This is a genomic window from Streptococcus sp. HMSC077D04, assembly GCF_001808785.1.
Lineage (GTDB): Bacteria > Bacillota > Bacilli > Lactobacillales > Streptococcaceae > Streptococcus > Streptococcus mitis_BX.
In genome coordinates this window covers 48871-60348 of record NZ_KV794516.1, presented here as the reverse complement: position 1 = coordinate 60348, position 11478 = coordinate 48871, and the positions used below count along the sequence as shown (strand labels likewise).

Sequence of the window (11478 nt, the reverse complement as noted above, 5' to 3'; positions counted from 1 at the left end):
TCCGCCATAGCTCAGTTGGTAGTAGCGCATGACTGTTAATCATGATGTCGTAGGTTCGAGTCCTACTGGCGGAGTAGTTAATTAAGAGAGGTTTAGTCCTCTTTTTTTATTTTCGTGAACGTAAAAATAGGCTCTCTGTCAACTGTAGTGGATTGAAGAAAAGGTAATATCTAGAAAGGACAAATTTTGTCCTTTCTTTTTTGATGTTTAGAGCGATGAAAATCCTTTTTTGAAGTTTTCAAAGTGTTGACGATTTTATATTTGTCCTTGAGAAAGATTTTAAAAACAGTCTGAAAAATCTAACTTTTGGGGTGTTTTTATTATGAAATTAACATATGATGATAAAGTTTAGATCTATGAACTTAGAAAATAAGGATATAGCTAGAGAAGCTTTCAAATAAATTTGGGATAAACAATTCTAATCTTAGATACATGATTAAATTGATTGATCGTTACGGAATAGAGTTCGTCAAAAAAGGAAAAAATCGTTACTATTCTCCTGATTTAAAACAAGAAATGATTCATAAAGTCTTACATGAAGGCTGGACTAAAGATAGAGTTTCTCTTGAATACGGCCTCCCAAGTCGTACGATACTTCTTAACTGGCTAGCACAATACAAGAAAAACGGGTATACTATTGTTGAGAAAACAAGAGGGAGAGTACCTAAAATGGGACGTAAGCCAAAAAAGAGACCTGAAGAGAGGACAGAATTAGAACGTCTTCAAGCAGAAAATGAGTACCTGAGAGCGGAGAATGCCATCCTAAAAAAGTTGAGAGAACTCCGATTGAAGGAGAAAAAAGAGAAAGAAGAAAGACAGAAATTGTTCAAGAATTAATGACTGAGTTTTCGTTAGATATTCTTCTAAAAGCCATTAAACTAGCTCGTTCGACCTACTACTATCACTTGAAACAGCTAGACAAACCAGATAAGAACCAAGAGCTTAAAGCTGAAATTCAATCTATTTTTATCAAACACAAAGGAAATTATGGTTATCGTCGGATTCATTTAGAACTAAGAAATCGTGGTTATCTGGTAAATCAGAAAAGAGTTCAACGCTTGATGAAAGTACTCAATTTACAAGCTAAAATGCGACAGAAACGAAAATATTCTTCTCATGGTAAGAAGGCAGATAATCTCATTCAACGTCAATTTGAAGGCTCTAAAATAAAGGAAAAGTGCTACACAGATGTGACAGAATTTGCCATTCCAGCAAGTACTCAAAAGCTTTACTTATCACCAGTTTTAGATGGCTTTAATAGCGAAATTATTGCCTATAATCTTTCAACTTCACCGAACTTAGCACAAGTAAAAACCATGTTGGAACAGTCCTTCACAGAGAAGCACTACGAGAATACGATTCTCCATAGTGACCAAGGTTGGCAATACCAACACGATTCTTACCATCGGTTCCTAGAGAGTAAGGGAATTCAAGCATCCATGTCACGTAAAGGTAACAGCCAAGACAACGGTATGATGGAGTCCTTTTTTGGCATTCTGAAATCGGAGATGTTTTATGGTTATGAGAAGTCATTTCAGTCGCTTAGCAATTGGAACAAGCCATTGTAGACTATATTGATTACTACAACAATAAACGAATTAAGGTAAAACTAAAAGGGCTTAGCCCTGTGCAATACAGAACTAAATCCTTCAGATAAATTAATTGTCTAACTTTTTGGGGTCAGTACAATCTGATGCTATGCGTTTTTCTCAATTTAAGATTTTTACCTCAGTCTCTTTTAGTATTTAACACAGTTAATAAGGTCTATAATAGTCTAATTTAGGTAGTAAATTTGTTCCTATTCTGTCAACTTTTTCTATTTGTTTTCTTGTTGAGGTTGGTTTTTAAGCAATTCAGGAATTGATAGTGAATGTGTAAAATTTTTTGTTAGAATAAGCTTATAAAAAGTAAAGGGGTATAGGCTTATGTTACAAAAGATTTATGAGCAGATGACGGATTTTTATAGAAATATTGAAGAAGAGTATGGTACGTTCTTCGGAGATCATTTTGACTGGGAACATTTTCATTTTAAATTTTTGATTTATTATCTTTTCCGATATAGCATTGGGAATCATCGGGATTTTATTGTTTACCATTATCGTGTTGCTTATCGTTTGTATCTTGAAAAATTGATAATGAAACAAGGTTTTGTTGCTTGTTGAGACAGTATGAGTTAATTTCCGAACAAATTTAATTTTTTGTGGGAAAATAATGATAAATAGCCGGAATTTTTTCTAAAACATTTTTTAATAGTTGGAAATAGCAAATCTTTCTATTGTTTCTTCTTGATAAAAAGGCGATTTTTTCTTATAATAAATTGTAAGATATAATTGCAGGTGAGAGTCCTGCCATGTATGTGAGAAAGGAAGAGCCTGAGGGCTCAGACAAGATTATGACTTCAGTTGTTGTTGTAGGTACCCAGTGGGGTGATGAAGGTAAAGGGAAGATTACAGACTTCCTTTCAGCGAATGCAGAAGTGATTGCACGTTACCAAGGTGGTGATAATGCAGGTCACACGATTGTGATTGATGGTAAGAAATTTAAGTTGCACTTGATTCCATCTGGAATTTTCTTCCCTGAAAAAATCTCTGTTATTGGTAACGGAATGGTTGTAAATCCTAAATCTCTTGTAAAAGAGTTGAGCTATCTTCATGAGGAGGGTGTGACAACTGATAACTTGCGTATTTCTGATCGCGCGCATGTTATTTTGCCTTATCATATCGAGTTGGATCGCTTGCAAGAAGAAGCTAAGGGCGACAATAAGATTGGTACTACAATTAAGGGAATTGGTCCAGCTTATATGGACAAGGCTGCTCGTGTTGGGATTCGTATCGCAGATCTTTTGGATAAAGATATTTTCCGTGAGCGTTTAGAACGTAACCTTGCTGAAAAGAATCGTCTATTTGAAAAATTGTATGACAGTAAAGCGATTGCCTTCGATGATATTTTTGAAGAATATTACGAATATGGTCAACAAATCAAGAAATATGTAACAGATACATCTGTTATCTTGAATGATGCGCTTGATAATGGTAAACGCGTCCTTTTTGAAGGTGCCCAAGGTGTTATGCTAGATATCGACCAAGGTACGTATCCATTTGTTACGTCATCAAACCCTGTGGCTGGTGGTGTTACGATTGGTTCAGGTGTCGGGCCAAGCAAGATTGACAAGGTTGTAGGTGTATGTAAAGCTTATACGAGTCGTGTAGGAGATGGTCCTTTCCCAACTGAGTTGTTTGATGAAGTGGGAGAACGTATCCGTGAAGTAGGTCATGAATATGGTACAACAACTGGTCGTCCACGTCGTGTGGGTTGGTTTGATTCAGTTGTAATGCGTCATAGTCGTCGTGTTTCTGGTATCACTAACCTTTCATTGAACTCTATCGATGTTTTGAGTGGTTTAGATACAGTGAAGATTTGTGTGGCCTATGATCTTGATGGTCAACGTATTGACTACTATCCGGCTAGTCTTGAGCAATTGAAACGTTGCAAGCCTATCTATGAAGAGTTGCCAGGTTGGTCAGAAGATATTACCGGAGTTCGTAATTTGGAAGATCTTCCTGAGAATGCGCGTAACTATGTTCGTCGTGTGAGTGAATTGGTTGGCGTTCGTATTTCTACTTTCTCAGTAGGTCCTGGTCGTGAACAAACAAATATTTTAGAAAGTGTTTGGTCCTAAGAGATTTTTAAGATTTGTTTAAGATAGGTCGGGTATACTATAGACAGTTACAAGAAGACCTCCTAACTTGTTGTAACAAATATCCTAAACTTTTCTTTTTCATAATAATCTCCCTATAAAGTCACCGCATTCGGTGGCTTTTTTTGTCTTGGGATTCATGATATAATAATAAAATCGATAAGTAGGAAAAGAGAAACGGATGAATTATACAGTTGAAGAAAAAGAAGTCTTCATGAGAGAAGCCTTGAGAGAGGCTGAGATTGCTCTTGAACACGATGAAATTCCAATTGGTTGTGTGATTGTCAAGGACGGAGAAATCATTGGCCGTGGGCATAATGCGCGTGAGGAACTGCAGCGAGCGGTTATGCATGCGGAAGTTATGGCCATAGAGAATGCGAATCTGAGTGAGGAGAGCTGGCGCTTGCTTGATTGCACGCTTTTTGTGACCATTGAGCCGTGTGTTATGTGTAGTGGGGCGATTGGACTTGCCCGTATTCCAAACGTGGTCTACGGGGCTAAAAATCAGAAATTTGGCGCTGCTGGGAGTTTGTACGATATCTTGACAGATGAGCGTCTTAACCATCGTGTAGAGGTTGAAACGGGAATTTTGGAAGATGAATGCGCAGCTATTATGCAGGACTTTTTTAGAAATCGCCGTAAAAAATAATTTTGCTTTTAAAATGAATAGGAATGTGATATAATAAATAGTGGAGCAACAGTTCTGCGTGAAGCGGGTCAGGGGAGGAATCCAGCAGCCCTAAGCGATTTGAATTGTGTGCTCTTTTTTTCGTGCTTTTTCCGAATAAATAAGATAGAATAATCTAGAATAAATGATAATAGAAAAGAGAAGATGATGAAAATTCGTGGTTTTGAATTGGTTTCTAGTTTTACAGATGAAAATTTATTGCCCAAGCGTGAGACAGCTCATGCGGCTGGTTACGACTTAAAGGTTGCTGTGCGTACAGTTATTGCGCCAGGAGAGATTGTCTTGGTTCCGACAGGGGTTAAGGCTTATATGCAACCGACTGAGGTTCTCTACCTCTATGATCGTTCTTCAAACCCTCGTAAGAAGGGGTTGGTTTTAGTTAACTCAGTTGGGGTCATTGATGGGGATTATTATGGAAATCCTGGAAATGAAGGGCATATTTTTGCGCAGATGAAGAATATCACAGACCAAGAAGTGATTCTCGAAGTTGGGGAACGTGTGGTCCAGGCTGTCTTTGCTCCTTTCTTAATTGCAGATGGAGATGCAGCTGATGGCGTGCGAACTGGTGGATTTGGATCGACAGGGCACTAGGATGAAGATTATCTTTGTACGTCACGGTGAGCCAGATTATTGTGAGTTAGAGGAGCGTTCTTATACGGGATTTGGGATAGATTTGGCGCCCTTATCTGATAAGGGACGGCAGCAGGCTCAGGAACTGAGCACCAATCCTTTATTCCCTTCAGCTGAAATAATCATATCTTCTGCAGTCACAAGAGCTTTAGAAACGGCTTCTTATGTGGCCTGTACTACGGGACTTCCTTTAAGAGTGGAGCCATTATTGCATGAATGGCAGGTCTATGAAAGTGGCACAGATAATTTTGAAAAAGCTCGTACTATGTTTCTAGAAAATAAGGGGGAGTTACTTCCTAATAGTCCTATTCAATATGAGACAGCTGCGGAGATGAAGTCTCGGTTTCTAGAATGTATGTCTAAGTATCGAGAACATCAGACTGTGGTAGTTGTTGCTCATCGAATGCTCATGCGTCAGTTTGTGCCAAATGAGAAGATTGATTTTTGCCAAGTGATTGAGTGTGAGTTAGAAATATAGAAAGAGGTTTATTATCGCAAAGAAAAAAGCGACATTTGTATGTCAAAATTGTGGCTATAATTCCCCTAAATATCTGGGGCGTTGTCCCAACTGTGGGTCTTGGTCTTCTTTTGTAGAAGAGGTTGAGGTTGCCGAGGTCAAGAATGCGCGTGTGTCCTTGACAGGTGAGAAAACCAAGCCCATGAAACTGGCTGAGGTGACGTCAATCAACGTCAATCGAACCAAGACGGAGATGGAGGAATTTAACCGTGTACTTGGAGGCGGAGTGGTACCAGGAAGTCTCGTACTCATAGGTGGGGATCCTGGGATTGGGAAGTCAACGCTTCTCCTACAAGTCTCAACCCAGTTGTCCCAAGTGGGGACAGTTCTCTATGTCAGTGGGGAGGAGTCTGCCCAGCAAATTAAGCTACGAGCAGAGCGCTTGGGAGATATTGATAGCGAGTTTTATCTCTATGCAGAGACCAATATGCAGAGTGTTCGCGCAGAGGTAGAAAGAATTCAGCCAGACTTTCTCATCATCGACTCCATTCAAACCATCATGTCTCCTGAGATTTCAGGGGTACAGGGATCTGTTTCTCAAGTGCGTGAGGTAACCGCTGAGCTTATGCAGTTGGCTAAGACCAACAATATTGCTATTTTTATCGTAGGCCATGTGACCAAGGAAGGAACCTTAGCTGGGCCGAGAATGTTGGAGCATATGGTGGATACAGTGCTTTACTTTGAAGGAGAGCGCCACCATACCTTTCGTATTTTGAGAGCGGTCAAAAACCGTTTTGGCTCCACTAATGAGATTGGGATTTTTGAGATGCAGTCAGGCGGATTGGTTGAGGTACTCAATCCGAGTCAAGTTTTCCTAGAAGAGCGTTTGGATGGGGCGACTGGTTCATCAATCGTTGTGACCATGGAAGGGACGCGTCCGATTTTGGCGGAGGTTCAGGCTTTGGTGACACCTACCATGTTTGGAAATGCCAAGCGTACTACGACAGGACTTGATTTTAATCGTGCTAGCTTGATTATGGCTGTTTTGGAAAAGCGGGCAGGACTTCTCTTGCAAAATCAGGACGCCTATCTCAAATCTGCTGGTGGTGTCAAATTGGATGAACCTGCCATTGACTTAGCCGTTGCTGTTGCCATTGCTTCTAGTTACAAAGATAAGCCAACCAATCCTCAGGAATGTTTTGTAGGAGAACTTGGTTTGACAGGAGAGATTCGGCGCGTGAATCGTATCGAGCAACGTATCAATGAAGCTGCTAAACTGGGCTTTACTAAGATTTATGTACCCAATAATTCCTTGACAGGAATCACTCCACCCAAGGAAATTCAGGTCATTGGGGTGACAACGATTCAGGAAGTTTTGAAAAAGGTCTTTGCATAATCCGTGACAAATCCTCTTAAAAATGATAAGATAGGAAGAATATTTGACTATCAAATTTTCGAGGAGGGAATCATGTCGTATTTTGAACAGTTTATGCAAGCCAATCAGGCTTATGTTGCCCTACATGGGCAGTTAAATCTACCACTCAAACCCAAAACCAGAGTAGCTATTGTGACCTGTATGGATTCACGTTTGCACGTTGCACAAGCTCTAGGTTTGGCACTTGGGGATGCTCATATTTTGCGGAATGCAGGTGGTCGAGTGACTGAGGACATGATTCGTTCGCTAGTTATTTCCCAGCAACAAATGGGGACAAGAGAAATTGTGGTATTGCATCATACAGACTGTGGTGCTCAGACCTTTGAAAATGGACCTTTTCAGGAGTATCTGAAAGAGGAACTAGGTGTCGATGTGTCAGATCAGGACTTTTTGCCCTTCCAAGATATAGAGGAGAGTGTACGCGAGGATATGCAACTCCTTATCGAATCCCCCCTAATACCAGATGATGTCATTATCTCTGGTGCCATTTACGATGTGGATACAGGAAGTATGACAGTCGTAGAATTATAAATACTTCATTTAGAAAGAAAGTGTATGAAGAAAAACAGTATTTTATTTATTTTTATCTTATTGCTATGTATTGGTTTGCAGTATGAAACTATCTACTATACGGATGGTTCGATGTCAGGTGCGGAATATGGACTAATGGGAGTTTCTATCTTTCTAGCTCTCTTTTACATGATTCCGGCTCTTTATTTCCTTTTCCGTATTGGGAAAAAATGGGAATTGCCAAAGAAGGCCTTGATTTTGTCTTTATTGGGTGGGATGTTCCTTTCAGGTTGGCTGTCTAGCTTTGCTAATACATATATCCATGACTTGCTGGGTGTTCTTTTCCCAGATAGTGGATTTTTAAATGCTTTTGAAAGTGCTATTGTGGCTCCTTTGGTAGAAGAACCCTTGAAATTATTGCCACTTGTCTTTGTTTTAGTTTTGGTTCCTGTGCGAAAATTAAAATCTTTGTTTTTACTAGGGATTGCTTCTGGTTTGGGATTTCAAATGATTGAGGATATTGGCTATATTCGTACGGATTTGCCAGAGGGATTTGACTTTACTATTTCGAGAATTTTAGAGCGTATCATCTCAGGAATTGCCTCTCACTGGACTTTTTCAGGTCTGGCTGTAGTAGGTGTTTACTTGCTTTACAGAGCCTATAAAGGGCAGAAGGTTGGCAAGAAACAGGGGCTTATTTTCCTAGGTTTAGCCTTGGGAACTCACTTCTTGTTTAATTCTCCTTTTGTTGAATTGGAGACAGAGTTGCCTTTAGCGATTCCAGTGGTTACGGCTATTACTCTCTATGGTTTTTATCAGGCTTATCGTTTTGTTGAGAAACACAATGAGTTGATGAACTAGAATATTTTTTAAAAGAATGATGCAAGGGTACAAATATGGTGCCCTTCTTTTATTTTTGATTGAAAAATAGTGCAAAAAGCGCTACAATGGTAAATGGAAAAATCTTGTGAAAAGCACAAGCGATACATATATACCGGAGGAAATCATGTCTTTTTCTGATTTAAAGCTGTTTGCCCTTTCTTCTAATCAAGAATTGGCAAAACGTGTGGCGCAGGAGATTGGGATAGAGTTGGGGAAATCAAGTGTTCGCCAATTTTCAGATGGAGAGATTCAGGTCAACATTGAAGAATCAATCCGTGGGAAACACGTCTTTATCTTACAATCAACTAGTTCGCCTGTAAATGACAATCTGCTTGAAATTTTGATTATGGTGGATGCTTTGAAGCGTGCGAGTGCAGAATCTGTCAATGTTGTCATGCCTTACTATGGGTATGCACGTCAGGATAGAAAGGCGAGAGCGCGTGAGCCAATCACTTCAAAACTTGTTGCAAATATGCTTGAAGTAGCTGGAGTGGATCGTTTATTGACAATCGACTTGCATGCTGCGCAGATTCAAGGATTCTTTGATATTCCTGTGGATCACTTGATGGGGGCTCCTCTGATTGCGGATTATTTTGAGCGTCGTGGTATGGTTGGTTCTGACTATGTGGTTGTCAGCCCAGACCATGGAGGGGTGACTCGTGCCCGTAAGTTGGCAGAATTTTTGAAAACATCTATCGCTATCATTGATAAACGTCGTAGCGTTGATAAGATGAATACTAGTGAAGTCATGAACATCATCGGTAAGGTCGAAGGCAAGACTTGTATCTTGATTGATGATATGATTGATACAGCTGGAACGATTTGTCATGCGGCAGATGCCCTTGCGGAAGCTGGTGCTGTTGAAGTCTATGCAAGCTGTACGCACCCAGTTCTTTCTGGTCCTGCTATGGACAATATCCAAAATTCAGCTATTAAGAAATTGGTTGTTTTGGATACCATCTATCTCCCAGAAGAGCGTTTGATTGATAAGATTGAGCAGATTTCAATCGCTCACCTATTAGGGGATGCTATCGTACGTATCCATGAAAAACGCCCACTTTCTCCACTTTTCAGTATTGAGAAAAAGATTTAAGTTTTCGCTTAGAATAAAACATACTCCTAGCAGAAGTGAACTGCTAGGAGCTTTTTTGTAGCCAAAATCTGCAAGCCTTTTCAAAATGTGCTATACTGATGAAAAGGAGGATTTCTATGAGTCAAGAATTTATCAATCCAAGTGATGGCGTGATTCGTCAGTATCTCGCAGCGAGTAAAACCCTTGCTGTGGTAGGTTTGTCAGACCGTGAGGAAACAACCAGCAATCGAGTGACCAAGGAAATGCAGGCTCGGGGTTATAAAATCATCCCAGTCAATCCTAAGGCGGCAGGTGGCGAAATCTTGGGTGAAAAGGCTTATGCTAGCCTAGCAGAGATTCCTTTTCCTGTAGACATTGTTAATGTTTACCGTCGCAGCGAGTTTTTGCCTGATGTGGCGCGTGATTTTCTCAAAGCTGATGCTAAGATTTTTTGGGCACAGCTAGGACTTGAAAGTCTAGAAGCGGAAGAAATCTTGCGTGCTGGTGGATGTGATGATATCGTGATGAATCGTTGTATTAAGAGAGAACATACACGCTTGATTGAGGAAGCATAAGAAAAAGGTAGCTGGTGGGCTACCTTTTTATTATACTCAATGAAAATCAAAGAGCAAACTAGGAAGCTAGCCGCAGGTTGCTCAAAACACTGTTTTGAGGTTGCAGATAGAACTGACGAAGTCATGCTCAAAACACTGTTTTGAGGTTGTAGATAAGACTGACGAAGTCAGTCACATATATACGGCAAGACGACGTTGACGTGGTTTGAAGAGATTTTCAAAGAGTATTAGAAAATGCCGATAAGGGTCTGCATACCAAGACTGGTGAGGATGATGGCAATCCAGCAGATGGCTCCTAGAACACTGGATTTTCCACTGGATTTGACCATAGCGACCAGATTTGTTTTGAGTCCGATAGCACTCATGGCCATGATAATGAGAAATTTGGAAAGTTGTTTGAGAGGGGTAAAGAAACTACTGGATACCCCGAGAGAGGTCAGTAGGGTGGTTAGGAGAGATGCGAGGATAAAGTAAAGGATAAACAGTGGGAAGACTTTTTTCAGTTGCAAGCCTTGCTTATTTTTTTGTTCACGACTTTGCCAGTAGGAGAGAAAGAGAGTGATGGGGATGATAGCTAGGGTGCGCGTGAGTTTGACAATGGTTGCAGATTCGAGGGTATTAGTCTGGTAGAGACTGTCCCAGGCACTGGCGGTAGCCGTTACAGAGGAAGTATCATTGACCGCAGTTCCTGCAAAGAGGGCGAAGCCGTCATTGGATAGATGAAGCCAGGTACCTAGGGTTGGAAAGATGAGTGCAGCCAAGACATTGAAGAAAAAGATAACGGAGATGGCTTGGGCTACTTCCTTTTCCTTGGCGTGAATAACAGGCGCTGTTGCTGCAATGGCAGAGCCCCCACAGATAGAAGAACCTACTCCAATCAAGGTAGCCAGTTTTGTGTCCAGTGCAAAGAAACGCTGGAAGAGGTAGGCAACAATCAAGGCTATTGAAATGGTGGACAGGATAACAGGGAGCGAAGATTGCCCAACTGCGAAGACTTGCGAGATATTGAGACCAAAACCAAGCAAGATAACGGCATATTGGAGTAATTTCTTGGAACTAAAGGTCAATCCCGCATCCAGTTGTTTATAGGATGAGAGCCAGGGGTGGAGGAGCATTCCAGCAAAAATTGCAAAGACAGGTGCACCCACGACGGGGAAAAGTCCTCCTAGAAACCAAGATACGATAGAAATGAGAAGGCAGGCCAAGATGCCTGCTCCATTTTTGGATAGAAATGACATAAAAACCTCCAAATAGAATCTGTTACCATTATAGACCTGTAAATAGGAAAAGTAAAATAGAAAGTGGAGCTAACAATTATTTGACAAGTAGCGCTAATCATGTGATAATAATTTTATAAGAACTGTAACGAAGTCTTGGCAAAAACAAAGATACTAGAGCTCCACCTCTGGTATTTTTTTGTCGTGCTTATCTAATCCAAACTAAGTCCGTTAGTGGAGTTGCAATAAATTCATTTTAAATACTTCAATTTGTTATGCTAGCGTTATTCTCTAATGTATTTTTGCGGTCGGGGG

General features: G+C 40.4%; 11 protein-coding genes, 1 tRNA gene, 1 other RNA gene and 2 pseudogenes. 13 read left to right on the top strand and 2 right to left on the bottom strand.

Annotated features, from left to right (window positions below; all coding sequences use genetic code 11):
- Positions 1-74: transfer RNA gene (locus tag HMPREF2701_RS02920), tRNA-Asn, on the top strand.
- A 95-nt stretch (positions 75-169) separates the two neighbouring features.
- Here HMPREF2701_RS02920 and HMPREF2701_RS10605 read toward each other — a convergent pair.
- Positions 170-299, bottom strand: a pseudogene (locus HMPREF2701_RS10605) (ISL3 family transposase); the annotation flags it as partial.
- Positions 300-352: 53 nt separating this feature from the next.
- Here HMPREF2701_RS10605 and HMPREF2701_RS11000 point away from each other — a divergent pair.
- The 12 genes and pseudogenes from HMPREF2701_RS11000 to HMPREF2701_RS02850 all read left to right on the top strand — a co-directional run bounded on the left by HMPREF2701_RS11000 (position 353) and on the right by HMPREF2701_RS02850 (position 9946).
- A pseudogene (locus tag HMPREF2701_RS11000) lies at positions 353-1657 on the top strand (IS3 family transposase).
- Positions 1658-1925: 268 nt separating this feature from the next.
- Positions 1926-2162, top strand: coding sequence for a sigma(X)-activator ComW (gene comW / locus HMPREF2701_RS02900; RefSeq protein ID WP_049487499.1), 237 nt, complete (start codon positions 1926-1928; stop codon positions 2160-2162).
- A gap of 230 nt (positions 2163-2392) precedes the next feature.
- Positions 2393-3679, top strand: coding sequence for an adenylosuccinate synthase (locus HMPREF2701_RS02895; protein WP_001832534.1), 1287 nt, complete (start codon positions 2393-2395; stop codon positions 3677-3679).
- A 199-nt stretch (positions 3680-3878) separates the two neighbouring features.
- The gene (gene tadA / locus HMPREF2701_RS02890) at positions 3879-4346 is read left to right on the top strand and encodes a tRNA adenosine(34) deaminase TadA (protein WP_049487500.1); all 468 of its coding nucleotides are present in this window, start codon (positions 3879-3881) and stop codon (positions 4344-4346) included.
- A gap of 32 nt (positions 4347-4378) precedes the next feature.
- An RNA gene (gene ffs, locus HMPREF2701_RS02885) (signal recognition particle sRNA small type) lies at positions 4379-4476 on the top strand.
- 56 nt (positions 4477-4532) lie between these two features.
- Positions 4533-4976, top strand: a complete 444-nt coding sequence (locus tag HMPREF2701_RS02880) for a dUTP diphosphatase (RefSeq protein WP_070482051.1) — start codon at positions 4533-4535, stop codon at positions 4974-4976.
- Positions 4936-5493, top strand: a complete 558-nt coding sequence (locus HMPREF2701_RS02875; protein ID WP_186821212.1) for a histidine phosphatase family protein — start codon at positions 4936-4938, stop codon at positions 5491-5493. Before HMPREF2701_RS02880 ends, HMPREF2701_RS02875 begins: the two co-directional genes overlap by 41 nt.
- 13 nt (positions 5494-5506) lie before the next feature.
- Positions 5507-6868, top strand: coding sequence for a DNA repair protein RadA (gene radA, locus HMPREF2701_RS02870; RefSeq protein ID WP_080976026.1), 1362 nt, complete (start codon positions 5507-5509; stop codon positions 6866-6868).
- Between the two features lie 72 nt (positions 6869-6940).
- Positions 6941-7438 (top strand): beta-class carbonic anhydrase, encoded by a 498-nt coding sequence (locus tag HMPREF2701_RS02865; protein WP_004237611.1) that lies wholly within the window; start codon positions 6941-6943, stop codon positions 7436-7438.
- Positions 7439-7462: 24 nt separating this feature from the next.
- Positions 7463-8278: a PrsW family intramembrane metalloprotease gene (locus tag HMPREF2701_RS02860; RefSeq protein WP_070482049.1), complete on the top strand. Its 816-nt coding sequence runs from the start codon at positions 7463-7465 to the stop codon at positions 8276-8278.
- Positions 8279-8423: 145 nt separating this feature from the next.
- Positions 8424-9392 carry a ribose-phosphate diphosphokinase gene (locus tag HMPREF2701_RS02855; RefSeq protein ID WP_000010168.1) on the top strand — a complete coding sequence of 323 codons (969 nt, stop codon included), beginning with the start codon at positions 8424-8426 and terminating at the stop codon, positions 9390-9392.
- Between the two features lie 116 nt (positions 9393-9508).
- A complete protein-coding gene (locus HMPREF2701_RS02850) occupies positions 9509-9946 on the top strand; it encodes a CoA-binding protein (protein WP_061590451.1) in 438 nt (145 codons plus the stop codon).
- A 227-nt stretch (positions 9947-10173) separates the two neighbouring features.
- Here the strand turns inward: HMPREF2701_RS02850 and HMPREF2701_RS02845 are convergent, their stop codons facing one another.
- On the bottom strand, positions 10174-11184 hold the full coding sequence (locus HMPREF2701_RS02845) for a YeiH family protein (protein ID WP_061590450.1): 1011 nt from the start codon (positions 11182-11184) through the stop codon (positions 10174-10176).
- Positions 11185-11478 lie beyond the last annotated feature (294 nt).